We start from the raw sequence: 23,367 nt of genomic DNA, 5'->3' as shown, positions 1-23,367 counted from the left end.
GCTACGGCCTTCGGCGCCGGCCCGCGCCCTTCGACCCGTCCGCGCGCCTCAGCGCGAGCACACCCGCCGCTGCGGCTGGCCCGGCAGGTACAGACCCCGCTCGCGCGGACTGATCTCGCGGCCGACGGACCGGCAGATGACGTCGATGACGTGGGCCGGGCCGGGCAGCGTCACGTCCCACAGCCTCACCGCGCCGTCCTCGCTGCTGGTGGCCAGAGTGCGGCCGTCGGGGCTGTAGGCCAGCGACCGCAACGCCCTCGCGTCCCCGGCGAGCGTGGCCCTGGCCGTACCCGTGGCCAGGTCCCACAGCCGTACCGTGCCGTCGGTGCCGCTGCCCGTGGCCAGCGTCGCGCCACCCGGCCGGAGCGCCATCGCCCCCAGGAAGGACGTCCGGGTGGCGAACGTGAACCGGGCCCGGCCACCGCGCGTGTCCCACCGGCGCACGGTGCCGTCACCGCCGCCGACGACCAACTCCCGTCCGTCGGGGCGGAACGCCAGCGCCTCCACCGTCCGCGAACGCGCGGGCAGCCAGCCCCGGGGCCGCCCGGTGGCCGTGTCCCACAGCCGCACCCGCCCGTCGTCGCCGGCGCTGGCCAGCGTGCGCCCGTCCGGGCTGAACGCCACCGAGCGCACCCGCCGACCGTGCCCGGCCAGCGTGGCCAGAGCCCGGCCGGTGGCCACGTCCCACAGCCGCACGGTGCCGCGCGAGCCACCGGCGGCCAACGTGCGCCCGTCGGGGCTGAAGGCCACCGACCACACGGCCCACCCCCGCGCGCCGGCGAACCGCGCCACCCGCCGCCGCGTCCGCGCGTCCCACACCGACACCGTTCCGTCGTCGATGCCGCCACTGGCCAGCGACCGCCCGCCCGGGCCGTACGCGAGGGAGCCCACGCGGCCCGTGTGTCCGCGCAGTACCGAGTGCGGCCTGCCCACGGTGCGGTGCCACAGCCGTACCGTGCCGTCGTCACCGGCGCTGGCCAGGTTCCGGCCGCGCGGGTCGAAGGCCACCGCGCCCACCCCGCCGGTGTGCCCGCTGAGCGTGGTGCGCGAGTTGCCGCCGGCCACGTCCCACAACCGCACCGTGCCGTCCGCGCTGCCGCTGGCCAGCAGCCGCCCGCCCGGGGCGTACGCGACCGAGGTCACCTGTCCGGTGTGGCCGGGGAAGGTGGCCCTGGCCCGCGCGCCGGCCACGTCCCACACCCGTACGGTGCCGTCGGTGGCGCCGCTGGCCAGGTTGCGCCCGCCGGGGCCCAGTGCCACCGAGGTCACCCGGCCGGTGTGGCCGCGCAGCGTCGCGCGGGCCGGACCGCCGGCCGGTGGCCAGAGGCGGACCGTGCCGTCGTCGCTGCCGCTGGCCAGCGTGCGCCCGTCGGCGCTCGCGGCCACCGCCGCCACGGCGTCGGCGTGGCCGACCAGGCGTGCGCCGGGCGCGCTCCGCGCCAGGTCCCACAGGTGGAGGGCCCCGTGCTCGCCGGCGCCGACGAGCAGCTCGCCGTCCGCGCCGAACGCCACCGGCCCCGTGGGCGCGTCCCGCCCCGCCGGCCCGGCCAGCGGCGCCCCGCCCGCCACCCGCCACAGCCGCGCCGGGACCCGTGGCCCGCTGGTGGCCAGCGTGCGCCCGTCCGGGCTGAACGCCACCCACGCCGCGCCCGAGGTCGGGCCGGCCAACCGGGGGCGCGGGCGCTGGCCGCGCACGTCCCACAGGCGAACCGCCCCGCCGGCCCCGCAACCGGCGACCAGCGTGCGCCCGTCGGGGCTGAAGGCCACCGAGCGGGCGCCCGTGGCGGAGCCGGCGAGCGTGGCGCGGCGGCGCCCGCTGGCCACATCCCACAGCGTGACGGTGCCGTCCCGGCCGGCGACGGCCAGGGTGCGCCCGTCGGGCGCGAACGCCACCGCGACCACCGCGCGACCCACCGCGAGCCGGCGCCGCAGCGGCAGGTCGGCGGCGGCGTAGAGGCTGGCCTTCGCCTCCTCGGTGGGGCTGGTCCGGTAGGCGTGCACGGCGAGCAGGGCGGCCAGGTCGGGGTTGTCGCCGAGCAGGGTGGCCGACTGGGCCGCGAGTTGGCGGGAGAGGGCCAGCCGGCCGGCGTGCACGGCCCGCTCGCGTTCCCGCTCGCTGTCCCGGTACTGGTCCCAGGCGGTGAGCCCGGCCACCAGCGCCACCAGGAGCAACACGGAGACGGTGGCGGCGTACTGGCCGAGCCTGCGCGCGGTGCGCACCGCGGCGTGCCGCTCGCGGTCGCGGGCGGCGCGGCTGGCCGTGAGGAAGTCCCGCTCCAACGCGGTCAGGTCGGCCCGCGCGGCGGCGGACGCGAAGGCGTCCTCGGCGCCGCTCAGCCGGGCACCCCGGTACAGCGCCCCCGCGTCGCGGCCGAGTTCCTTCCACGCCGCGGCGTCCTGGGTCAGCCGGCGGTGGGTGGCCAGCCGCTCGCGGTCCTCCTCGACCCACCGCCGAAGCCGGGGCCAGGAGTCGATGAGCGCCTCGTGCGCCAGGCTCACGCAGTCCTCGTCCACGGTGATCAGGCGGGCGCGCGCCAACTCCTCCAGCGCCTCGGCCGCCGTCGCGCGGTCACCGGTGTCCAACTCCCGGCGCGCGACCGGCCGCCGGGTGTCCGGGCCGCCGACGCCCGGCGCGATCAGACGCAGCAGGATGCGGCGGACCACGGCGGCCTGCCGGGCCGGCAGCCGCGCGTACAGCTCCTCGGCGGTCTGGGTGAGCGCCCCCTGGACGCCGCCCGCGGCCTCGTACGCCTCCAGGGTCAGGGTGCGCCCGCGACGGCGGCGCCAGGTCTCCAGGAGGGCGTGCGAGAGCAGGGGCAGCGCGCCCACCTCGCCGGCGGCCTCCTTGACCAGCCGCGCCGTCAGGGCCCGTTCGACCACCAGCCCCTCCGCCGTGGCCGGGCCCACGATGGCCTCGCGCAACTCCTCCGGGCCCATCGGGCCGATCGGCAGCCCGGCGTCGTGTGCCGCCGCGGCCAGCGGCCCGTGTTCGAGGAAGCGGCCGTAGAAGTCCGCCCGCACCGCGAGGACCACGCGCAGCCCGCTGCCCGGCCGCCCGGCCGCCAGCAGCAGGTCGATGAACTCCGCCCGTTCCGCGGGGTCGGCGCACAGCGTGAAGACCTCCTCGAACTGATCGACCACGACCACCGTGTCCGGCGCCCGCGCCGGCCCCGTAGCCCGCGCGGTCAGCGCGCCGGCGTGGTCGCGCACCGGGTGCTCGCCGGGGGTCAGGACGCGGATCGCGGCGGGCCGCCCGCCGTCCGGGGCCGCCTGCCGCAGGCGCGGAATGAGGCCCGCGCGCAGCAGCGACGACTTGCCGCTGCCGGAGGGGCCGAAAACGGGGACCAACCGGTGTTCGGCCACCCGCCGCAGCAACTCGGCGGTCAACTGGTCCCGGCCGAAGAACCGGGTGTGGTCGCCGGGTTCGAAACGGGCCAGCCCACGGTAGGGCGAGCGGAGCGCGTCCGAGGCCGCCAGGCGGGCGCCCACCTCGGCCGACGCCGCGCGCCACCGCCGCTCCCACTGCCCGGCGTCGCCCCCGCAGGCCCGTACGTACGCCAGCGTCACCGGGAGCGAGGGGAACTGCTCGCCCCCGGCCGCCCGCGACATCGTCGACACCGAGAACCCGGCGCGCTCGGCCATGACCCGGTACGTCGGCTGGCCGGCCGAGGTGCGGAGCGCGCGCAGCGCCGCGGCGAACCGCTGGATTGGCCCCGCGCTCGGGTCCACCGGATTCTCACGACGGCCCACCCTCCGTCGCCCCCCTGTGCTCGCGTGACGCGGCCACTCCAGCACGCCGCCCGGCGCGGGGTAAGGCGCGGACCGGCCAAGCGCGGGGCGGCGGCGCGCGGTGGCCGTCGTCGGGACGGGGAACGCCACCGGGACGCGAGGAGGGCGGACGGCGGGAGGGCCGCCCGACGATGGGCGGCCCTCCCGGCTGTGCTGGTGCCCGCCGCCCACGCCGCGCGTGCGCCGGGGTGCCCGGCGGCGGGGGAGTGGGGCAGGCGCTGAGCCTCCACGGCGCGGTGGGCCAGGCGCTCAACGGGAGCGGGTCAGGCGCTCAGGTTCCACAGCGCGTGCGCGATGGCGTCACTGTTGTGGTCGAGCGCCGTGTCGTCCAGGTTCTTCGTGGTGTCACAGGAGGAGTGGTAGCACGGGTCGAAGGACTCGCCCGGCGTCCCGCCCCACTTCTCGGCCTGCTCCGCGGTCTTGGCGGCCTCGGCGCCGCTGAACAGGCCGCCGACGCGCACGCCGCGCTCCTTGAACGGCGCGTGGTCGGACCGCCCGTCGCCCTCGGTCTCCTGCTCCGTGACGATGTCCTTGCCCGCGTACCAGTCCTTGAAGACCTTCTCCAGCTCCGGGTCGTCGTCGTAGACGAAGTAGCCCGGGTTGGGCGAGCCGATCATGTCGAAGTTCAGATACGAGTCGATCTTCGACAGATCGCCCGAGCTCAGCTCGTTGACGTAGTGCGTGGAGCCGACCATGCCGTACTCCTCCGCGCCCCACCAGGCGAAGCGGAGCTTCTTGGCGGGCTTGAGGTCGGCCTTGGCCACGTTGAGGGCGACCTCGAGGATGCCGGCGGAGCCCGACCCGTTGTCGTTGATGCCGGCGCCGCGGCCGACCGAGTCCAGGTGCGCGCCGGCCATGACGACCTGCTCCGCGTCGCCTGCGGGCCAGTCGGCGACGAGGTTGTAGCCGGTGGAGCCGTTGAAGTCGAACTCCTGGAGGGAGGTGGTGAACCCGGCGGCGTCCAGCTTTCCCTTGATGAAGTCCACGGACGCCTTGTAGCCGGGCTGGCCGTGTGCCCGGTTTCCGCCGTTGCTGTCGGCTATGGACTGCAACTCGGTCAGATGCCCCTTGACGGCGGCGACATCGATGTCGGGCGCGGCGGCCCGGGTGGGGGAGGGGGCCGCCTGGGCGTCGGTGGCCCCGCCGAGCAGGGCCGTGGCGAGAGCGGTGCAGGTGGCTGCGGCGATGGCGCCGCGGCGCGGCGATACGTTTCGGTACACGAGGGCTCCGTTACAGATGTGGGGGGTGGTGCGGAGCGGATGACGCGGACATGAGAATTGATGCTTTCCTGTCCATCGTCAAGAGCGATTACCGGACGAGCATCTCCGAGGAGCGGTGTCACCGAAGCGCCCGACCCCTCCGGCCACCGCGCTGACGTGCGCGAAGACCACCGCCCCGGCGCGGGCCGCGGACGCCGAACGCCGCGCGGAACCCCGTCGCGACCCGCCCCGCCCGGCCGCCGCCTGACGCGCCACCAGCAGCCGCGCGCCCGGCCCAGGGCCACGCCACCACCGAGCGCGGCGCCCGCGCCACCCTCCCGTACGTCACCGGCCCCGCGCCCGTACGCCATCGAGCCCGCGCCCGTACGCCGAACGTGTGGTCCGCGCGGGGCCGGTGGCCGGTCGGCGGGGGTGGCGTACGGGACGGTGACGGGCGGCGTCGCGCGGCCCGGGACGGCCGGGACCGGCGCGGTCGTCCGCCGGTCCGGGGGGACCTGACGTCGCGACGGTAGGCCGTCTGCACCAGCCCGCGATGCAGCTTACGTCTTGGTAAAGAACACTTGTGTGACCTGTTCTGGTGGGTGAAGGAGACGTAAAGATCCTCCTGACCACCACCGCCGTCCTTCGACGGCGACCCAAGTAGGGGGAGTGCCTACGTGAAGAGAACAGCGATATTCGGTGCGGCCGGCACCGTGCTGACCGGCGTCCTCATCGCCGGGACCCTGGCCAGCCCGGTGGCCAGCGCGGGCGAGCGGCAGAGCCACCGCCCCGGGCTGTCCAAGGAGCAGCGCGCCGCCATCGGCGTCAAGATCGCCGCCGCGCGGGCCGCGCACACCGGCATCGACTGGAAGGACTGTCCGGCCGACTGGGGCCTGGAGAAGCCGATCCAGTGCGGGTACGTCACCGTCCCGGTCGACTACACCAAGCCGAACGGCCGCACCATCAAGATCGCGGTTGACCGCGTGGGCAACACCGGCACCGCCGACGAGCGACAGGGCGCGCTGCTGTACAACCCCGGCGGCCCCGGCGGCTCCGGGCTCCGCTTCCCCAAGCGCGTCACGACCAAGGCCCCGCTGTGGCAGAAGACCGCCAGGGCGTACGACTTCGTCGGCTTCGACCCGCGCGGCGTCGGTCGCTCCGCACCCATCTCCTGCGTCGACCCGCAGGAGTTCGTCAAGGCCCCCAAGCTCGACCCGGTGCCCGACAGCGAGGCCGACAAGCGCGCCCAGCGCAAGCTGGCCCGGCAGTACGCTCAGGGCTGCGCCGAGCGCAGCGGCGACATGCTGCCGCACATGACGACCCCGAACACCGCCCGCGACCTGGACGTCATCCGCGCCGCGCTCGGTGAGAAGAAGCTGAACTTCATCGGCGTCTCCTACGGCACCTACCTCGGCGGCGTCTACGCGACGCTCTTCCCCCAGCACGTGCGCCGCATGCTCGTGGACAGCGTGGTCAACCCCTCGCAGGAGAAGATCTGGTACCAGGCCAACCTGGACCAGGACGTCGCCTTCGAGACCCGGTGGAACGACTGGAAGAAGTGGGTCGCCCGCTACGACTCCGCGTACCACATCGGCGACACGCCCGAGAAGGTCCAGCGGCAGTGGGAGAAGCTGCGCGCCACCGCCAAGAAGAACCCCATCGGCGGCGTGGTCGGCCCGGCCGAACTGCTCGGCTTCTTCCAGAACGCCCCCTACTACGACTCGGCCTGGACCACCGTCGCCTCCGTGTGGAGCGCCTACCTCGCCGGTGACGCCAAGCCCCTGATCGAGGCCGCGGGCCCCGACCTGTCGGACGTCAAGGGCAACATCTCGGCGGAGAACGGCAACGCCGTGTACACGGCCGTCGAGTGCGCCGACGCCAAGTGGCCCACCAACTGGCGCACGTGGGACCGTGACAACACCCGGCTGCACCGCGACCACCCGTTCCTGACCTGGTCGAACGCGTGGATGAACCTGCCGTGCGCCACCTGGGAGGGCCCGCAGTACCAGCCCGTCAACGTCAAGTCCCACCGCGGCCTGCCGCCGGTGCTGATCGTGCAGAGCACCCGCGACGCCGCCACCCCGTACGAGGGCGCCGTCGAGCTGCACAAGCGGCTCAAGGGCTCGCGTCTGATCACCGAGCAGGGCGCCGGCTCGCACGGCGTCACCACCGAGCTGAACCCCTGCATCAACCAGCGGGTGGACGCCTACCTGCTGCGCGGCACGGTGGACGCGAAGGACGTGGTCTGCGGTCCGCACGCCACGCCCAAGCCGGAGCAGGCGAGCAAGACCAAGGCCACGCTGGCCGCCGACCGCCTCACCCCCTGACGACCGGGCCGGGGCGGTGACCGACCGCCCCGGCGCGAGGGGAACGGCTCACCACAGCGGAGGCCGCCGGGCCTGGCCCGGCGGCCTCCGCCGTCGCTTCCTCCGGCGAACCCCCGGGCCGTACGGCTCCGCTCGTCCGCCGGCCGGTCAGGCCGGGGCGACGGCGTGGCCCGGGCGCGGGCCGAACGCCGCGGCGAAGGCGGCCCGGGTGGGGGAGTCGGCGCGCCGGTCGAGCACCGCGAACACCACGTGGGCGAAGCGGCCGGCGAAGCGCCCGTCGCCCGTCAGCAGGGCCCGGAAGGCGCCGGCGACCTGGGCCGGGTCGTTGCGGAACACCCCGCAGCCCCAGGCGCCGAGCACCAGACGACGGTGGCCGTGCGCCGCGGCCACCTCCAACACCCGCTCCGCCCGCGAGGCCAGGGCCTTGGGAACGCGCGCCACCGCCGCCGGGTCGCGCTGGGCGATCACCCCGGCGTTGGGCGCGGCCGAGGTCAGGAACGCCACCCGGTACGGCTCGTCGAGCAGCGCGCCGCCGTCGTCGCGGAACACCGCGACGCCCGGCGAGTAGATGACCCGGTCGCTGTAGAACGGGCTGGGGTCGGCGCGGTGCGCGGCGTAGAACTCCGGGACCCGCCGCAGGCAGGCGTAGAGCGCGCTGCCCCGGCACAGCGCCTCCTCCTGCGCCTGCGCCCCGTTCAGGTAGCCGCCGCCCGGGTTGCGGGCCGAGGCGAAGTTGAGCACCGCGACGGTGCCGCCCGCCACGGCCGGCCCGGCCTCGTCCGTCCCCCGGGCGCCCGCGCCGTACGCCGCCCCGCCCCCGGTGCTCAGCCGACGGGCGGCGCCGAGGCTGCCCTCCGGTGTCACCTCGAACCGGGTACGCGACTCCGACCGATCGCCCGGAGCGGCCACCTCCTGTGCGACCTCCACCGGGCCCGGCCCGTACAGCCGCGTACCCTCGGCCGCCTCGGCCAGCCACGGTGCCAGCCGCACCGGGTGGCCGTCAGGCGACGCGTAGCCGCCCGCCGCCACGATCTGTTCCGTCTCCTTGGCGATGCCCCGCAACCGCGCGCTCATGTCCCCGCTCACCGTCCCCCGCCTACCGGGCCGCCGCCACGCTCGCGGCGCGGCCCCTGATCGGGGACGAGGCTACGGAGTGCCGTCGCGCGGCGCCACGGGTTTGCCCGCCGCCAGCCAGGCGTCCTCGGCGGCGTAGTCGAAGAGCAACGCGTAGGGCCCGACCATGCCGGGGAAGGCCGTGCGCCAGTCCTCGGCCGCCAGCTTCTCCGCGACCCACTCCACCGTGGTGGCCAGCGCCTCCTGGTAGGAGATCACCGGTCGGTACCCCAACTCCCGCTCGGCCGCCGACATGTCGTACACGACGGGGTGCGCCGCGCTCCACGGCGTCACCCCGACCCGCTCGGCCGCGGGGACCCCGTCCACCAGGACCAGTTCGCTCTCCACGCCGAGCACGGCGTCCACCGCGCGGGCGATCTCGGCGACGGTCGGCGCCTGCGGGTCGCCCGCGTTCAGCACCCGCGACCCCGGCGCCCGGGCGGCGAGCCGCACCAGCTCCGCGACGTTGTCCGCGTGGACGGGGTGGAAGCGGCTCTCGCCACGGTGCGCGAGCACCCGCACGGGCCGCCGGTCCAGCGCCCGCTGCACGAAGTGCAGCTCACGCGGCATGCGGCTGTGTCGGCCGTGGACGGCGCCGGCGCGCACCAGTGTGCTGGGCAGCCGGTCGCCGGCCGCCAGCAGCGCCTGCTCCAGGGCCACCTTGCGGGTGGCGTAGCTGCTCTCGCCGGGCGCCACCGTGCGGTGGGACTCGGGCACCGGGACGGGCAGCTCGGGGAAGCCGTCCGGCTCGTCCTGGGTGTCGAAGCTGCGCCCGCGCCCGTCCGCGTAGATGGCGCCGCTGGAGATGACGACGGCGGAGCCGATCCGGTCCGCGAGGGAGACCAACTGGTTGGCGTGCGCGGCGCCGTAGGCGACGCAGTCGAGCAGCACGTCGCAGCCCTCGCCGAGGGCCGCCGCCAGCGCGGCGTCGTCCTCCCGGTCCACGGCCAGCGGCGTCACCTCACGAGGCCACTCGGGGTCCCCGGCCCCGCTGAGCGAGGCCGCCCGCACCCGCCAGCCGTCGGCGGCCAGCGCGCGCACCGCCGCCCGGCCGATCTGCCCGCGCGCCCCGAGGACGAACGCGATCCCGCGCGCCCCGCTCGCAGCCGCCGCCCCGGTCTGCCCTGCCGCATCTGTGATCATGGTGCGACGCTAAGGCCCGGGCGCGACGCCCCCCAAGGCCCGTTCGCCGTGCGCTGATCCGCCGTCAGCGCAACGTCCTCGGCGTCAGGCTCCCGGCGCGGCAGCCGGGGTGAAGGCCGGCGGGTCACGCCAGCACGGCGAGGGCCGGGGGGGAGAGGCACGTGGCGGACCGTCGGGCTGGGCTCGCGCCACCGGCCGAGCCCGATGCGTCCGATCGGGTGGTCGCCCGGTGCGTCGCCTTGTCCCGGGCCGCCGGGTCGGGGTGCGCTGACGCTCGCGGCCCCGTCCGTCCGACAGCCATGACGGCCCTCGTGGTCGGCGTGGCCGGGGCGCGGCGCGCGGTGCCTCGTACGCCGTGTACCGCCGCGCCGGGCGAGCCGGTGGCCGCGCCCGGGCCTCGTCCGGCCCGGTCCCGAACCTGACCAGGAGGCCCCATGCACCGCCGCGCCCGTACCGCCCGCATCCTCGCCGCCGCCGCGCTCGCGGCCTGCGGCCTCGCCACCGCCCCCGTGGCTGACGCCGCCCAGAGGCCGCCGGCGGGCAGTCTCTTCCTCACCGTCTCGGGCGCCGACGGCGATCTGACCGGGATGGCGCGGCTGGAGTGTGACCCCGCCGGCGGATCGCACCCGAGGGCGGCCGAGGCCTGTACGGCGCTGCGCGCGGCGGACGGGAACCCCGATCGGCTCGTCGCACAGCGGCTGGTGTGCACCGAGGAGCACGCGCCCGTCACCGCGCGCGTCACGGGCGCCTGGCGCGGCACCCCGGTCAACTGGAGCCGGACCTACCCCAACGCCTGCCACCTGCGGGCCGCAACCGGCGCGCTCTTCCAGTTCCCCGCCGCCACCGGGGTCTGAGCCGCACCGGCGCGCCCGCTCACGTGCCCCGCGCGGCCATCACGCCCACGGTCAGCAGGCCGAGCACCACCCAGCCGAACCACAGCCAGCCGTTGCTGCCCAACGTCACGGTGTAGGCGGTCACCATCACCAGGCCGCCCACCGTGAGAATCGCCATCGCCTTCGCAGATCCGGGCATCCCCGCAACCTCCTCATGGCGGCCGGGGCGTGCGCCCCGACCACGGCCAGGGGGCCATCGTCCCCCGGAGCGGGGCGCCACCGCTAGCGCTCGGCCGCCGCTACCTGCTCTTGGCCTGCAAGGACGCCAGGTAGTCGTTGTAGGCGTTCAGCTCCTTGTCGCCGTCGCGGTCGGCGACCCGGTCCGAGCGGCGCGCGGTGCGCTGCTCGGACCGGTACCACTGGAAGACCAGCGCGATCAGCACCACCACGGACGGGATCTCGCTGAACGCCCAGGCGATGCCGCCCGCCGCGTTCTGGTCCGAGAGCGCGTCGATGCCCAGCGAGTCCGGCGGGTTCTTGTACGTGCCGATCATCGGCTCGGACGCCATCATCAGGGCGATGCCGAAGAAGGCGTGGAAGGGCATGCCGGCGAACAGCTCCAGCATCCGCATGACGTACCCGGGCCGGTGCGGGCCGGGGTCCACGCCCATGATCGGCCAGAAGAAGACCAGGCCGACCGCGAGGAAGTGCACCATCATCGCGATGTGCCCCGGCTTGGACTCCATCAGGAAGTCGAACAGCGGCGTGAAGTAGAGCGCGTACAGGCTCGCGATGAACAGCGGGATCGTGAACGCCGGGTGGGTGATGATCCGCACGTAGCGGCTGTGCAGCAGGGAGACGAGCACTTCGCGGGGGCCGGGGCCGCCGCGCCCGGCGCGCGCCCGCCCGGCCGGCAGCGCCCGCAGCGCCAGCGTCACCGGCGCGCCGAGTAGCAGCAGGATGGGCGAGAGCATGCTGATCACCATGTGCTGCACCATGTGCACGCTGAACATGACCATGCCGTAGTCGTTGAGCTTGGTGCACATCACCAGCGCGACGGTCAGCACGCCGACGGTGAAGGAGACGGTGCGCATCACGGGCCAGCCGTCACCGCGCTGGTGCAACCGCAGCGCGCCCCACCCGTACAGGGCCAGCGCCAGCAGGCAGCCGATCAGGAAGAACGGCTCGCTGCTGTACTCCAACCCGCGAGCCAGGGTGAACGGCGGCAGATTCATGTCCATGCCGTGTCCGCCGTGATCCATCCGCTCTCTCCTCAAATCGCCGCAAACGCTCGCACCAGAGTAGAACCGCCCCCGGCCACGTCGTGGGCCGGGGGCGGTCGGCGCGCCAGCCGGTGCGGAACCACCGGTGTGCGGGCGCGGGCGCCGGCGGGAGAGGGTTCAGCTCACAGCACGCACTCGGCCTCGGCGTACCGCTCCATGGGCACCGTCTTCAGGTGTTCCACCGCCTCGGCCAGCGGGGTCAGGACGATGTCGGTGCCGCGCAGCGCGGTCATCATGCCGAAGTCGCCCCGGTGCGCGGCCTCCACCGCGTGCCAGCCGAACCGGGTGGCGAGCACCCGGTCGTAGGCGGTGGGCGTGCCGCCGCGCTGCACGTGGCCGAGGATCACCGGCCGCGCCTCCTTGCCCAGGCGCTCCTCCAGTTCGACGGAGAGCTGCCGGGCGACGCCGGCGAACCGCTCGTGGCCGTAGACGTCCTTGCCTCCGACGTCGAACTCCATGGAGCCCTCGCGCGGCTTGGCGCCCTCCGCGACGACCACGATGGCGAACTTCTTGCCGGCCTGGAAGCGCTGGCCCACCACATCGGCCAGCTCACCGATGTCGAAGGGGCGCTCGGGTACGACGATGGCGTGCGCGCCGGCGGCCATGCCCGAGTGCAGCGCGATCCAACCGGTGTGCCGCCCCATCACCTCGACGATCAGCACCCGCTGGTGCGACTCGGCGGTGGTCTTGAGCCGGTCCAGGGCCTCGGTGGCCACGCCGACGGCGGTGTCGAAGCCGAACGTCACGTCGGTGGAGGCGATGTCGTTGTCGATGGTCTTGGGCACGCCGACGATGGGCAGCCCCGCGTCGGACAGGAGCCGGGCCGCCTTGAGCGTGCCCTCGCCGCCGATCGGGATGATCGCGTCGAGACCGAGGTCCGCGACGTGACCACGGGCCCGCTCGACGCCGTCCCGCAGGTGCTCGGGGCGCACCCGCGAGGAGCCGAGGATGGTGCCGCCCAGGGCCAGGATGCCGCCGACGGCGTCGAGGTCGAGCTTGCGGTAGTCGGCTTCGAGAAGGCCACGCCAACCGTCGTGGAACCCCACGACCTCGTCGCCGTGGTCGGCGACCGCGCGGTGCACGACCGACCGGATCACGGCGTTCAGACCGGGGCAGTCACCGCCGGAAGTGAGCACACCAATACGCATGGTTTGTGATACCTCTGCAACTCAACCGGACGACCGGACCCCGTCGTCCGGTTGGATCGCAGTCAGCCTACAAGCGCGTAGCACTCTCGCGGGGCGAGTGTCCGTCATGCGGTCTGCGTCGCCGCCGCCATCCGCTCGTTGCGCAGCGCCTCGTACCAGCGGTCGTCCACCGGCGGCAGCGCGTTCACGTCGAGCGCCAACTTCAGCAGCAGGTCGGCGATCTGCGGGTTACGGGCGAGCACCGGGCCGTGCATGTACGTGCCGAAGACGGTGTCGTTCCACGCGCCCTCGGTGCCGTCGCCGGTGCCGTTGCCCTTGCCGAGCCGGACCCGGGCGAAGGGGCGGGCGGTGGGGCCGAGGTGCGTGACGCCCTGGTGGTTCTCGAACCCCGTCAGCGGCGGCAGCCCGAGCCGCTCGTCGATGTCGCCGAGCACGTCGCCCACGCACCGCTCGCCCTCGCCACGGGTGCTGACCACGTCGAGGAGGCCGAGCCCGGGCTCGCGCTGCCCGAGGTCGTTGATGAACTCGTGCCCGAGGATCTGGTAGCCGGCGCAGACCGAGAAGACGATGGCGCCGTTCTCCACCGCGCGGTTGAGGCCGCCGTCGCGCCGCAGCCGCTCGGCCGCGAGCCGCTGCGGCCGGTCCTCGCCGCCGCCGATCAGGTAGATGTCACCGGAGGTGGGGATCTGCTGGTCGGAGCGTACGTCGACGCGGGAGACGTTCAGCCGGCGCTGGCGGGCGCGCCGCTCCACGACCAGCGCGTTGCCCTGGTCTCCGTACGTGCTCAGCAGGTCGGGGTAGACCCACACCAGGCGCAGGCTGTTCTGGCTCATCCTCGGCATCCTTCGTGCTTCAGCGGTTCGGGGGGCGGTGGCCGCGTCGGGGGCCGGCCCGCCGCGGTGGGTCGGCCCCCGACGCGGGAGTCGACGTCGCGCGGGGGCCGGGGGTCCGTCGTGGCCGGCGGCTAGTTGCCGACGCGGCGACGCAGGTCCTGGAAGGCGGTGTAGTTGGCGATGACCTCGATCCGGCCGGGCGGCGCCATGCGCACCGCCTCGTCCGCGTTCTCGCAGACCCGGAAGTCGAGTCCGGCCACCTCGAGGCGCACCGCGAGGTCCAGCTTGCGGTCGCCGATCACCATGATCGGGTGTCCGGCGAGCCGGGTGTAGTCCACGTCCCACAGCCACGAGGTGTCGGTGCCGTCCGCGCCGCGCGCGTTGACCGACAGGATCACCGGCGTGGGCGGCGGGTCGATCAGCGAGAACGTCTCCAGCCAGCCGGCCGGGTTCTTCGCGAGCAGCAGCCGGAGCTGGCGGTCCATGAAGGTGACGACGTCGTACCGGCCGGCGACCGCCTGCACCGCGTACATCCGCTCCAGCGCGACCTGCGGCGGCACCCCGAAGGTGGCGGCGACGGCGGCGGAGGTGGCCGCGTTGGCCTTGTTGGCCCGGCCGGGGAGCTGGAGGTGGATCGGCCACGCCGAACCCTGCGGGTCGAGCACGTAGTCGCCGTTGAGGGCCCAGGTGGGGCGGGGGCGGCGGAAGCCACAGTCGGCGCAGCCCCAGTCGTCGCCCGGGCGCTGGAGCACGCCACCGCAGGACGGGCAGGACCAGGCGTCGTCCTTCCACTCCTGGCCTGCCGCCACCCACACCACGTTCGGGCTGGACGAGGCCGCCCACACGATGAGCGGGTCGTCCGCGTTGGCGATGACCGTGGCCTTGCTGCCGGCCAGGCCTTCGCGCCACTTCTCGGCCAGCATCCGGGTCTCCGCGGCGCGGTCGAGCTGGTCGCGGGAGAGGTTCAGCAGCGCGATGGCCTTGGGCGTGGTGTCCCGGGCCACGCCGGCCAGGTACTTCTCGTCCACCTCGATGACGCCGTACCGGGCGTCGGAGCCGCCGGCGAGGGCGGAGGTGATGCCGGCGGGCATGTTGGCGCCCAGGGCGTTGGAGACGACCGGTCCGCTGGCGCGCAGCGCCTCGGCGATCAGCCGGGTGGTGGTGGTCTTGCCGTTCGTCGCGGAGACGAGGATCACGTCGAGATGCCGCGCCAGCCGGGCCAGCAGGTCCGGGTCGAGCCGAAGGGAGACCTTCCCCCCGATCACTGACCCGCTGCCGCGACCAGCGACCCGCGACACCGCCGCTGCTGCCCTGCCCGCCGTCACGGCCAGCTTGGCGCGCGGCGGCAGCGGCTCCGTGTTGCCTGCCATCGTCCTTGTTCCTCCTTGCGTCCGGCGCAGTGCCCGCCCCCGGGGCTGCCGGTCAAACGCCCCCTTGATGCCGAATCGCCAGCCGGGAGGCTTCGGTCGGGGTTCAGCCTATCGAGATCCGGACCCCGGCCCGAACCCCGCCACCTGCGCCGGGCCTCCCGGTCCGGTCGGCCAGGCCGCACCGGCCCGGCCGGACCGTACCCTGTTCCGCATGCGAACTGGCGCGATCCCCGGCAGCTCGGGACGGGTGCGGCCGCTTCGGCTGCTCGGCGACCCCCACTTGGCGGCCCCGTGCGCGGAGGTGACGGAGTTCGGCTTCGAGCTCGCCCGCCTGGTGGAGGACATGTACGCGACGATGTACGCGTCGGGGGGCGTCGGCCTCGCGGCCAATCAGATCGGCGTTCCGCTACGGGTGTTCGTCTACGACTGCCCCGACGACGAGGACCGCCGCCATCTGGGACACCTCGTCAACCCCCGCCTGGTGGAGGCCGACGGGCTGATCTTCCGCGGCCCGGAGGGCTGTCTGTCGCTGCCCGGCATCGAGGCCGGCACGCCGCGCTTCGACCGCGCGGTGGTGGAGGGCGTGAGCGTGGACGGCAGTCCGCTGCGCGTCGAGGGCAGCGGCTTCTTCGCGCGCTGCCTGCTGCACGAGTGCGACCACCTGGACGGCAAGCTGTTCACCGACCGGCTTGAGGGCCGCCGCCAGCGCCGGGCGCTGCGCGCGGCGGCCCGCGCCCCGTGGGCGACCGGGTCCACGGCGTAAGCACGGCGGGGGAGCGGGGGCCGCGCCTCCGCGTCGCGGGAGGCGCCCCGGGTGGCGGTGGCCTAGAAGGCCGGGCCGCCCTCCCGGTCGCCGGCGTCGGCCAGGCGTCCCCACAGCAGGTCGGTGAGGTGGCTGACGAGCTGCTCGCGGGGGCAGGGCCGGTCGCGCAGCCACCAGTCGCCCGCGGCGTGCATCATGCCGACGATGCCGTGGCCCCACACCCGGGCCTTCTCCGCGCCGTCCGGGCCGAGGTCCACCCGCTCGGCCACCACCTGGGCCAGCTCCTCGCCGAGCCGGCGCAGCAGCGGCGCCGCGTGCCGCCCGACGTCGAAGCCCTGCTCGGGCTGGCCCTCCGACTGGTCGTCGGCCGGGTGCATGAGGAAGCGGTAGACCTGGGGGCGGGCCTCGATCGCGGCGAGGTAGGTGTCCAACGTCGCCTCGACCCGGGCCCGGCGCTGGGCCGGGGCGTCCAGGGCCGCGCGCAGCGCGGCGAGCAGGGCGTCGGTGTGCCGGACGGCGAGCGCGCGGTAGAGGCCGCCCTTGTCGCCGAAGTGTCGGTAGAGGATGGGCTTGGTGATGCCCGCCTCGGCGGCGATGGCGTTCATCGAGGCGCCGGGCCCATCGCGGAGCACGACCCGGTCGGCGGCCTCGAGCAGCTCGCGTCTGCGCTCCTCGTGCGCGCGCTGCTGGCTGTCGCGCTGCGTGGTGTCCATGGTGTGCCTCCCACCCCGGTGTTCCGTGCGGCCCGCGCAACGTAACACCCCATGGCCTGCGGTCCCTCCGGCGACCAGGGAGTTGACAGCCCCTACTGGCGAGTAACAGACTCCTGTTACCGAAGGTAATGAGCGGCTGGAGGGGATCATGCCGGAGTTCTCTTTCGAACTCAACGAGGAGCAGAAGTCCGTACGGGACTGGATTCACGGATTCGCGCAGGACGTGATGCGCCCGGCCGCCGCGGAGTGGGACGAGCGGGAGGAGACCCCCTGGCCGATCATCCAGGAGGCGGCCAAGATCGGCCTGTACTCGCTGGACTTCTACGCCCAGCAGTTCTTCGACCCCACCGGGCTCGGCATCCCGATGACCATGGAGGAACTCTTCTGGGGCGACGCGGGCATCGCGCTGTCCATCGTGGGCACCGGGCTCGCCGCCGTGGGCGTGCTGGCCAACGGGACCGAGGAGCAGATCGGCACCTGGGTGCCGCAGATGTACGGCGACGCGAACGACGTGAAGGTCGCCGCCTTCTGCTCGTCCGAGCCCGACGCCGGCTCGGACGTGGCCGCCATGCGCACCCGCGCGGTCTACGACGAGGCCAAGGACGAGTGGGTGCTCAACGGCACCAAGACCTGGGCCACCAACGGCGGCATCGCCAGCGTCCACGTCGTGGTCGCCGTCGTGGACCCGGAACTCGGCTCCAAGGGGCACGCCTCCTTCATCATCCCGCCGGGCACGCCGGGCCTGTCTCAGGGCCAGAAGTTCCAGAAGCACGGCATCCGCGCCTCGCACACCGCCGAGGTGGTCCTGGAGGACGTCCGCGTCCCCGGTGACTGCCTGCTCGGCGGCAAGCCCAAGCTGGACGAGCGGCTGGCCCGCGCCCGCGAGCGTGGCGCCCAGAGCGCGGCGGGGGCCGAGCGTGTGAAGAACGCGGCCATGGCCACCTTCGAGGCGTCCCGGCCGGCGGTCGGCGCGATGGCCGTCGGTACGGCGCGCGCCGCGTACGAGGAGGCGCTGGAGTACGCGAAGACCCGCACCCAGTTCGGCCGCCCGATCATCGACAACCAGGGCGTGGCCTTCCAACTCGCCGACATGCGCACCCAGGTCGACGCGGCCCGGCTGCTGGTGTGGCGGGCCTCGTGGATGGCGGCGGCCGGTCGGCCGTTCACCGCCGCCGAGGGCTCGATGTCCAAGCTGTACGCCAGCGAGACGGCCAAGAAGGTCACCGCCCAGGCCATACAGATCCTCGGCGGCAACGGCTACACCCGCGAGTACCCGGTCGAGCGCATGCACCGGGACAGCGCCATCTACACCATCTTCGAGGGGACCAGCGAGATCCAGCGCCTGGTCATCGCCCGCACCCTGTCCGGGATGCCCATCCGCTGACCGCGCGCCGCGACCGCGCCAGGCCGCCCGCGTAGCACGACTCCCGCGCCGGGCGGCGCCCCCACCACGGGGCGCCGCCCGGCGTCGTCGTGCCCGCCCCGGCCCCCGGCCGCCGCGCCGGCACGGGCGTACGCGGACCCGCCCTCACCCGAATGGAGTACGCCCCAAATTCCCGGGCGAGGCCGGCGCAGCGCGCTCGTGCGGCCCCGGGACCGGTTCCGGAGCGGCGTCGCAGGCGGTGACGAGGGGCGCCAGCGGTCGCCGTGTGCTTGCGGGGCGCGCGCAATGGAAGGCGGAGCACGCCCAGCCGTGTCGGCGCGTGCTACGCGCGAAAGGAGACAGTGGCGATGACCGCACCTCAGGGCGACACCCCGCAGGAGCTGTCCGGCATGCACGTGGTCGACCCGGACGGCCAGAAGGTCGGGTCGGTGCAGCAGGTGTACAGCGACGACATCACTGGCGTACCGGAATGGATAACCGTTCGCACCGGGCTGTTCGGCATGAAGGAGACCTTCGTCCCCCTCGCCGGAGCCCAGCACTCGGGTGGTGACCTGCGCGTCCCGTACAGCAAGGACGAGATCAAGGACGCTCCGCGGATCGACGCCGCCGGGCACCTCTCGCCGGAGGAGGAGACGGAGCTCTACCGGCACTACGGCCTGCGCCAGCCCGGTCGGCAGACGACGGGGCGCGGACAGGGAACGGACGCGACGACCGGCGGCGACGCGAACACCACGCGCGGGGGCATGGCGGGCGCGGCCGGCGGTGCGGCGGGCGGCGGAGCCGCCGGGTACGCCGCGGGCCGCGAGTCCGGTCAGCGGACCGAGGCCGGCGGACCCAAGCTGGTCGGCGCGGGCGCCGGGCGCGGCGCCGAGACGGCCGACGCGTCGGCCAAGGAGACCCGTGAGATGGGCGCCGAACGCATGACCAAGGAGGGTCGAGGGAGGCACGCCGGTCGGACGGCCAAGGAGGGTGTCCAGGAGATGATCCTCTCCGAGGAGCAGCTCCGGGTCGGCACCGAGGAGCACGAGACGGGGCGCGCCCGGCTGCGCAAGCACGTGGTCACCGAGGACGTGACCCGCACCGTGCCCGTCAGCCACGAGGAGGTGCACCTCACGCGCGAGCCGATCACGGCGGACGACATGCGGCGACAGAGCCGCGACGCGCGGATCGAGGACGGCGAGGTGGAGGTCACGCTGCACGCGGAGCGCGCCGTCGTCCGCAAGGAGACCGTGCCGGTGGAGCGCGTACGCCTGGAGACCGAGCGGGTGACCGAGCAGGAGGAGGTCTCGGCGCGGGTGCGCAAGGAGCGCGTGGAGTACGAGGGCGCCGAAGGGGACGAGGGAACAGCCGGTGAACGAGGTCGCCGCGGCGGCCCCGGCGGCAGGAAGGGCCCCGAGGACGTGCGCTGACCCCGCCGTCACGCCGACCGCCACGGAGCACTCGACACGGAACGGAGCGGAACAGGGCCAGAAAGCCGAACAAGCCCAGACCCGACCAGGCCAGCCCAGGCCAGTGCCCGACCGGAGCAGGGCACGCCGGGGCGACGCCTCCAACCGGGACGACGTGGTCCCCGCCGCATCCGACAGCGGCGGGGACCACGTCGTGTCCGCGCGCGGGCACCCGCCCGCTACGCCTCGGGCAGCCGCCCGCGCCGCGCCGCGTCGAGGAGCGGCGCGAGTGGGTCATCGCCCCGCTCCTCGACGCGGGCCAGCACCTCCTCCGGGCCGAAGGTCAGGTCGGCCGGGTGCGCGCACCCGGCGACCTCGTCCCAGTCGACCGGCGTCGCCACGCCGGGGCGCTCGCGGACGCGCAGCGTGTACGGGGCGGCCGTGGTCTTCGCCGAGGCGTTCTGCGACCAGTCGATGAACACCTTGCCGTGCCGCGCGGCGCGCGCCATCGTCGCCACCGCGAGGTCGGGCAGCTCCGCCCGCATCCGCACCGCCAACCGCTTGGCGTAGGCCACCGCGGTCTCGGCGCGGGCGGGCTCCACCGCCACGTACAGGTGCAGGCCCTTGGAGCCGGAGGTGACCGCGCAGGCCGTCAGGCCGTCGGCGGCGAGCGCCGCGCGCAGCGGGAGCGCCACCCGGCAGCAGTCGGTGACGTCGGCGCCGGGGCCCGGGTCGAGGTCGAAGACGACCCGGTCGTGCGTCGCCGGCCCGGCGCCGGCCCGCCACTGCGGCACGTGCACCTCGTACGCCCCGAGGTTGGCCATCGCCACCAGCGCCGCGGTCGAGTCGACGACGACGTGCGGGGCCGGTTCCCCCTTGCCGGGCACGGAGGTGATGGTGACCCAGTCGGGGCAGCCGGGCGGCGGGTTCTTGGCGTACCAGCGCTCGCCGTCCACACCGTCCGGGGCGCGGACGAACGAGGCCGCCCGGTCGGTGGTGTGCGGCAGCATCAGCGGCGCGACGCGCGCGTAGTAGTGCAGGAGTTCGGCCTTGGTGTGCTCCGATGCGGGGAAGAGCGTCTTGCGCAGGTGGGTCAGGGCCAGTTGGTGGCCGTCCACCCGCACGGCCTGCCGGTCGGGGGCTGCGGACATGACACGGACGATGCCACGCGCCCGGCGTGCGCGCGCGGGCGGCGCGGCGAGCCGGCCCGACCCCGGCGCGCGGTTCGCCCGGGTGCGCGGCCCGTGGTGACGGAGCGCCGCCGACGCCCCGCGCGGGGCCGGCCGTAGGTGCGCGGCGAGGGCGGAAGGGGCTCGTGGGGGAGCGGTGAAGGCCGGAACACGTGGTGCTCGGGCGGGGGTGAGCGGGGCGAACCGGGGCCGGAACCCAGCGTTCCTCCGGTCACCGTAGGTCATATAACGTTAAAGAAATCGCTCTGACCACGTGCGTCCCAGGAGGCAACCATGGGCACACGGCGCACCACGCTGCCCGGTGTCGGTACCCAGTACGACTTCACGACGCACGCCGGACAGCACCTGTCCGTCGTCGTCCACCACGACGGCCGTCGCTTCATCGGCTTCTACTCCCAGGACGACCCCGACTCCTGTCAGGTGTCCATCTGCCTCGCGCCCGAGGAGGCGACCGCCGTCGCCCACCTCATCGATCCGGCGCCCATCGCCGCCGTCCGCACCGACGGCATCGACCTGGTCACCGAGCACATACCGGTCGGCAGCAGGTCCCCGTACGCGGGACGGCTGCTCGGCGACACCGGTGCCAGGACCCGTACCGGGGCGTCCATCGTCGCGGTGTTGCGCCGCACCAGCGCGCACCCCTCGCCCGGACCCGACTTCCGGTTCGCCATCGGCGACACGCTCGTCGCGGTCGGCACCCGAGAGGGCGTCGACGCGCTCTCCACCATCATCGCGGAGGGCTGAACCAGCGTGCATGACACCACAACACTCCTCATAGAGCTCGGGGCCGTCATCCTGGGCCTCGGGCTCATAGGGCGTCTGGCGCTGCGCTTCGGCCTGTCACCGATACCGCTCTACCTGCTGGCCGGCCTCGCCTTCGGGCAGGGCGGGCTGCTCCCGCTCAAGGCCAGTGAGGAGTTCGTCGGCGTCGGCGCTGAAATTGGCGTGATACTGCTGCTGCTCCTGCTCGGTCTGGAGTACAGCGCGTCAGAACTCGTCACCAGCCTGAAGACCCAGTACCCGTCCGGTGCGGTGGACTTCGTCCTCAACGCCGTCCCGGGGGCCGTCGCCGCCCTCCTCCTCGGCTGGGGTCCGGTCGGCGCCGTCGCCCTCGCCGGCGTCACCTGGATCTCCTCGTCGGGCGTCATCGCGAAGGTCCTCACCGACCTCGGACGCCTCGGCAACCGCGAGACACCGGTCATCCTGAGTGTCCTGGTCATCGAGGACCTGTCGATGGCCGTCTACCTGCCGCTGCTCACCGCGCTGTTGGCCGGCGCCGGGCTCGCGGGCGGCAGCCTGACCCTGCTCATCGCGCTCGGCACCGTCGGCATCGTGCTCTACCTCGCCCTGCGGCACGGCCGGTTGATCAGCCGGGCCGTCTCGTCGGACAACCCCGAGATGCTGCTGCTGGTCGTGCTGGGCCTGACCCTGCTGGTCGCCGGTGTCGCCCAGGAGCTCCAGGTCTCCGCGGCGGTGGGGGCGTTCCTGGTGGGCATCGCGCTCTCCGGCGAGGTGGCCGAGGGCGCGGAGCGGCTGCTGACGCCGCTGCGCGACCTGTTCGCGGCCGTCTTCTTCGTCTTCTTCGGCCTGTCCACCGACCCGACCGAGATCCCGCCGGTGCTGGTGCCCGCGCTGCTGCTCGCCGCGGTCACCACGGTGTCCAAGATCGGCACCGGCTGGTACGCGGCGCGCCGCGCCGGCATCGGGCCGCGCGGGCGGCTGCGCGCCGGAGGCACGCTCGTCGCGCGCGGCGAGTTCTCCATCGTCATCGCCGGGCTCGCGGTCAGCACGGAGCCCAGGATCGGGCCCATCGCCACGGCGTACGTGCTGATCCTGGTCATCGTCGGCCCGCTCGCCGCCCGCTACACCGAGCCCGCCGTACGCCGGCTGAACGAACGCCGCACCAGGGGCTCCACTGCCCGGGCGGCCGGCGACGCCTCGCCCCACTCCGTCGAGCCCGAGCCGGCGGGCGGGGTCACTACCGCCACCGACGCTCCGGCGCCGCCTCCGGAAGGCCCGGCCGAGGCCGCCGTGCCCGGCCCCGACGCGTCCGCGGCGCGGCTCCCGGAGCCCGAGCCGGACGCCGGTACGGAGCCGGAGGGCGAGCCGGGGCTGTCCACCCACCGGGGCGGCAAGCCGCTCCCGTAGGGGCGGCCGAACGCGGGGCGAACCCGCCGCCCCGAGCCGCGACCGGCTACGACGGCCGCGGCCCGCCCCTGGTGGGCGGGGCGGCGGGTCAGCTCGCTGCCGGCTTCCAGTCCTCGGCGAGCAGGCCGAGCAGCACCTCGTCCAGGAACTCGCCGAGGACCCAGGACGAGGAGCGCAGCACGCCCTCGCGGACGAAGCCGTTGCGTTCGGCGGAACGCAGCATCGCGGTGTTGTCCGCCAGCGTCTCGATCTGGAGCCGGTGCAGGCCGCGTACGACGAAGCCGTAGTGGCACAGCACGGCGACCACGTCGGCGCCGTAACCCTTGCCACGGGCGGCGGGCAGCAGGCCGAGCCCGATGTGCGCGGAGCGGTTGTGGGTGTCGATGCCCCACAGGTTGGCCATGCCGACCAGCGTGCCGCTCGCCAGGTCCACCACGGAGAACGGGACGCGCCCCTGCTCCGTGTCGTCCGTCACGAGCCGCGGGTCCTTCGTACCGGGTGTCACCGGCCGCCACGGCCCGCCCTCGGCCCGCGAGCCGTTGACCACGTCGTCGTAGAGTTCGGTCCGCAGGACCGGGATGTCGTCCTCGTGGCGGGCGCGCAGCCCGACCGTGTTGCCTTTGAGCATGGGCGCCTTCCTATCCGGCCGGGCTGGCCGGCGGCAACCCAATTAGAGATCGTCCGCGCCGTCGTGCGAGGTGCGCGCGGTGCTCGGGGCGGGTGGCGGCGCCGGCCGCGCGAGG

At 74.5% G+C, this 23,367-nt stretch carries 19 protein-coding genes; 7 read left to right on the top strand and 12 right to left on the bottom strand.

What is annotated here, in order from left to right; translation table 11 throughout:
* Positions 1 to 48: 48 nt before the first annotated feature.
* Together OYE22_RS01305 and OYE22_RS01300 are read right to left on the bottom strand one after the other, a co-directional pair.
* Positions 49 to 3,750: a hypothetical protein gene (locus OYE22_RS01305; protein WP_348652174.1), complete on the bottom strand. Its 3,702-nt coding sequence runs from the start codon at positions 3,748 to 3,750 to the stop codon at positions 49 to 51.
* Between the two features lie 302 nt (positions 3,751 to 4,052).
* Entirely contained in the window at positions 4,053 to 5,009 is a 957-nt protein-coding gene (locus OYE22_RS01300; protein WP_277318646.1) for a M28 family metallopeptidase, read from the bottom strand.
* A gap of 656 nt (positions 5,010 to 5,665) precedes the next feature.
* Here OYE22_RS01300 and OYE22_RS01295 point away from each other — a divergent pair.
* Positions 5,666 to 7,315: an alpha/beta hydrolase gene (locus tag OYE22_RS01295; RefSeq protein WP_277318645.1), complete on the top strand. Its 1,650-nt coding sequence runs from the start codon at positions 5,666 to 5,668 to the stop codon at positions 7,313 to 7,315.
* Between the two features lie 147 nt (positions 7,316 to 7,462).
* On the opposite strand, the gene OYE22_RS01290 is transcribed toward OYE22_RS01295, so the two are convergent.
* Positions 7,463 to 8,389, bottom strand: coding sequence for a TIGR02452 family protein (locus tag OYE22_RS01290; RefSeq protein WP_277318644.1), 927 nt, complete (start codon positions 8,387 to 8,389; stop codon positions 7,463 to 7,465).
* A 72-nt stretch (positions 8,390 to 8,461) separates the two neighbouring features.
* Positions 8,462 to 9,571 carry an NAD(P)-dependent oxidoreductase gene (locus tag OYE22_RS01285; RefSeq protein ID WP_277318643.1) on the bottom strand — a complete coding sequence of 370 codons (1,110 nt, stop codon included), beginning with the start codon at positions 9,569 to 9,571 and terminating at the stop codon, positions 8,462 to 8,464.
* Positions 9,572 to 10,005: 434 nt separating this feature from the next.
* On the opposite strand from OYE22_RS01285, the gene OYE22_RS01280 reads away from it, so the two are divergent.
* On the top strand, positions 10,006 to 10,425 hold the full coding sequence (locus tag OYE22_RS01280) for an SSI family serine proteinase inhibitor (protein WP_277318642.1): 420 nt from the start codon (positions 10,006 to 10,008) through the stop codon (positions 10,423 to 10,425).
* 19 nt (positions 10,426 to 10,444) lie between these two features.
* On the opposite strand, the gene OYE22_RS01275 is transcribed toward OYE22_RS01280, so the two are convergent.
* The 5 genes from OYE22_RS01275 to OYE22_RS01255 all read right to left on the bottom strand — a co-directional run bounded on the left by OYE22_RS01275 (position 10,445) and on the right by OYE22_RS01255 (position 15,038).
* The gene (locus OYE22_RS01275) at positions 10,445 to 10,603 is read right to left on the bottom strand and encodes a hypothetical protein (RefSeq protein ID WP_277318641.1); all 159 of its coding nucleotides are present in this window, start codon (positions 10,601 to 10,603) and stop codon (positions 10,445 to 10,447) included.
* A 100-nt stretch (positions 10,604 to 10,703) separates the two neighbouring features.
* The gene (locus OYE22_RS01270; RefSeq protein WP_277318640.1) at positions 10,704 to 11,666 is read right to left on the bottom strand and encodes a cytochrome c oxidase assembly protein; all 963 of its coding nucleotides are present in this window, start codon (positions 11,664 to 11,666) and stop codon (positions 10,704 to 10,706) included.
* A 143-nt stretch (positions 11,667 to 11,809) separates the two neighbouring features.
* Positions 11,810 to 12,835: a 6-phosphofructokinase gene (locus OYE22_RS01265; protein ID WP_277318639.1), complete on the bottom strand. Its 1,026-nt coding sequence runs from the start codon at positions 12,833 to 12,835 to the stop codon at positions 11,810 to 11,812.
* Between the two features lie 104 nt (positions 12,836 to 12,939).
* Positions 12,940 to 13,668, bottom strand: coding sequence for a glutamine amidotransferase (locus OYE22_RS01260; protein ID WP_176165569.1), 729 nt, complete (start codon positions 13,666 to 13,668; stop codon positions 12,940 to 12,942).
* A 131-nt stretch (positions 13,669 to 13,799) separates the two neighbouring features.
* Positions 13,800 to 15,038 carry a MurT ligase domain-containing protein gene (locus tag OYE22_RS01255; protein WP_176165570.1) on the bottom strand — a complete coding sequence of 413 codons (1,239 nt, stop codon included), beginning with the start codon at positions 15,036 to 15,038 and terminating at the stop codon, positions 13,800 to 13,802.
* 211 nt (positions 15,039 to 15,249) lie between these two features.
* On the opposite strand from OYE22_RS01255, the gene def reads away from it, so the two are divergent.
* Positions 15,250 to 15,801: a peptide deformylase gene (def, locus tag OYE22_RS01250; RefSeq protein WP_277318638.1), complete on the top strand. Its 552-nt coding sequence runs from the start codon at positions 15,250 to 15,252 to the stop codon at positions 15,799 to 15,801.
* 62 nt (positions 15,802 to 15,863) lie between these two features.
* On the opposite strand, the gene OYE22_RS01245 is transcribed toward def, so the two are convergent.
* Complete coding sequence (locus OYE22_RS01245; protein WP_187061664.1) at positions 15,864 to 16,514, bottom strand: TetR family transcriptional regulator; 651 nt, start codon at positions 16,512 to 16,514, stop codon at positions 15,864 to 15,866.
* 148 nt (positions 16,515 to 16,662) lie between these two features.
* On the opposite strand from OYE22_RS01245, the gene OYE22_RS01240 reads away from it, so the two are divergent.
* Together OYE22_RS01240 and OYE22_RS01235 are read left to right on the top strand one after the other, a co-directional pair.
* Positions 16,663 to 17,898: an acyl-CoA dehydrogenase family protein gene (locus tag OYE22_RS01240; RefSeq protein WP_277318637.1), complete on the top strand. Its 1,236-nt coding sequence runs from the start codon at positions 16,663 to 16,665 to the stop codon at positions 17,896 to 17,898.
* A 347-nt stretch (positions 17,899 to 18,245) separates the two neighbouring features.
* Positions 18,246 to 19,307, top strand: coding sequence for a PRC and DUF2382 domain-containing protein (locus tag OYE22_RS01235; protein ID WP_277318636.1), 1,062 nt, complete (start codon positions 18,246 to 18,248; stop codon positions 19,305 to 19,307).
* Positions 19,308 to 19,525: 218 nt separating this feature from the next.
* Here the strand turns inward: OYE22_RS01235 and ligD are convergent, their stop codons facing one another.
* Positions 19,526 to 20,437, bottom strand: coding sequence for a non-homologous end-joining DNA ligase (gene ligD, locus OYE22_RS01230; protein ID WP_277318635.1), 912 nt, complete (start codon positions 20,435 to 20,437; stop codon positions 19,526 to 19,528).
* Positions 20,438 to 20,749: 312 nt separating this feature from the next.
* On the opposite strand from ligD, the gene OYE22_RS01225 reads away from it, so the two are divergent.
* Both OYE22_RS01225 and OYE22_RS01220 read left to right on the top strand, forming a co-directional pair.
* A complete protein-coding gene (locus OYE22_RS01225; protein ID WP_187065177.1) occupies positions 20,750 to 21,220 on the top strand; it encodes a cation:proton antiporter regulatory subunit in 471 nt (156 codons plus the stop codon).
* 6 nt (positions 21,221 to 21,226) lie between these two features.
* Positions 21,227 to 22,624 carry a cation:proton antiporter gene (locus tag OYE22_RS01220; protein ID WP_277318634.1) on the top strand — a complete coding sequence of 466 codons (1,398 nt, stop codon included), beginning with the start codon at positions 21,227 to 21,229 and terminating at the stop codon, positions 22,622 to 22,624.
* Between the two features lie 88 nt (positions 22,625 to 22,712).
* Here the strand turns inward: OYE22_RS01220 and OYE22_RS01215 are convergent, their stop codons facing one another.
* Entirely contained in the window at positions 22,713 to 23,252 is a 540-nt protein-coding gene (locus OYE22_RS01215; protein WP_277318633.1) for a GNAT family protein, read from the bottom strand.
* Between the last annotated feature and the right edge of the window lie 115 nt (positions 23,253 to 23,367).

The sequence above is a fragment of the Streptomyces sp. 71268 genome (assembly GCF_029392895.1).
Lineage (GTDB): Bacteria > Actinomycetota > Actinomycetes > Streptomycetales > Streptomycetaceae > Streptomyces.
Note: the sequence above shows the minus strand (reverse complement) of the source record. Positions and strands in the feature narration are given on the sequence as shown.

What these genes read in the sequence shown, in the direction of transcription:
- ligD (WP_277318635.1), bottom strand. Translation starts at nt 20,437, where the DNA reads ATGTCCGCAGCCCCCGACCGGCAGGCCGTGCGGGTGGACGGCCACCAA.
- OYE22_RS01240 (WP_277318637.1), top strand. Translation starts at nt 16,663, where the DNA reads ATGCCGGAGTTCTCTTTCGAACTCAACGAGGAGCAGAAGTCCGTACGG.
- OYE22_RS01275 (WP_277318641.1), bottom strand. Translation starts at nt 10,603, where the DNA reads ATGCCCGGATCTGCGAAGGCGATGGCGATTCTCACGGTGGGCGGCCTG.
- OYE22_RS01225 (WP_187065177.1), top strand. Translation starts at nt 20,750, where the DNA reads ATGGGCACACGGCGCACCACGCTGCCCGGTGTCGGTACCCAGTACGAC.
- OYE22_RS01285 (WP_277318643.1), bottom strand. Translation starts at nt 9,571, where the DNA reads ATGATCACAGATGCGGCAGGGCAGACCGGGGCGGCGGCTGCGAGCGGG.
- OYE22_RS01280 (WP_277318642.1), top strand. Translation starts at nt 10,006, where the DNA reads ATGCACCGCCGCGCCCGTACCGCCCGCATCCTCGCCGCCGCCGCGCTC.
- OYE22_RS01255 (WP_176165570.1), bottom strand. Translation starts at nt 15,038, where the DNA reads ATGGCAGGCAACACGGAGCCGCTGCCGCCGCGCGCCAAGCTGGCCGTG.
- OYE22_RS01245 (WP_187061664.1), bottom strand. Translation starts at nt 16,514, where the DNA reads ATGGACACCACGCAGCGCGACAGCCAGCAGCGCGCGCACGAGGAGCGC.
- OYE22_RS01235 (WP_277318636.1), top strand. Translation starts at nt 18,246, where the DNA reads ATGACCGCACCTCAGGGCGACACCCCGCAGGAGCTGTCCGGCATGCAC.
- OYE22_RS01290 (WP_277318644.1), bottom strand. Translation starts at nt 8,389, where the DNA reads ATGAGCGCGCGGTTGCGGGGCATCGCCAAGGAGACGGAACAGATCGTG.
- def (WP_277318638.1), top strand. Translation starts at nt 15,250, where the DNA reads ATGCGAACTGGCGCGATCCCCGGCAGCTCGGGACGGGTGCGGCCGCTT.
- OYE22_RS01270 (WP_277318640.1), bottom strand. Translation starts at nt 11,666, where the DNA reads ATGGATCACGGCGGACACGGCATGGACATGAATCTGCCGCCGTTCACC.
- OYE22_RS01265 (WP_277318639.1), bottom strand. Translation starts at nt 12,835, where the DNA reads ATGCGTATTGGTGTGCTCACTTCCGGCGGTGACTGCCCCGGTCTGAAC.
- OYE22_RS01260 (WP_176165569.1), bottom strand. Translation starts at nt 13,668, where the DNA reads ATGAGCCAGAACAGCCTGCGCCTGGTGTGGGTCTACCCCGACCTGCTG.
- OYE22_RS01215 (WP_277318633.1), bottom strand. Translation starts at nt 23,252, where the DNA reads ATGCTCAAAGGCAACACGGTCGGGCTGCGCGCCCGCCACGAGGACGAC.